The sequence below is a fragment of the Bacillus sp. mrc49 genome (genome assembly GCF_002803435.1).
Genome location: NZ_PHNG01000100.1, coordinates 1 through 337, shown reverse-complemented (window position 1 = coordinate 337; position 337 = coordinate 1). Strand labels below are relative to the sequence as shown.

Sequence of the window (337 nt, the reverse complement as noted above, 5' to 3'; positions counted from 1 at the left end):
TCTGAAATCACTCACGGATTCGTTAAAGATATCAACGAACATTTAAAAGTGGGCGATGAAGTGAAAGTGAAAGTTCTTTCAATCGATTCAGCTGCTGGAAAAATCGGCTTAACGATCCGTGCTACAGAAGAAGCTCCTGAGCGTACTGAAGCTCCGAAAAAAGCTCCGAAAAAACGCCAAGCATCTGTTAAAGCAACATCTCACATCGAATCTACTGAAGGCTTCAACACATTGAAAGACAAACTTCAAGAGTGGATCGAACAATCTCAACGCGAAGACCTTATCAAAAAATAATTTTTTAAAACCGGCAGATCTTTTGATCAGCCGGTTTTTTTTT

Annotated in this window: 1 protein-coding gene; it reads left to right on the top strand. The window is 39.5% G+C overall.

What is annotated here, in order from left to right:
• On the top strand, nucleotides 1-294 hold a 294-nt coding region (locus tag CVN76_RS00670), incomplete at its 5' end, for a S1 RNA-binding domain-containing protein (RefSeq protein WP_100530071.1).
• Nucleotides 295-337 lie beyond the last annotated feature (43 nt).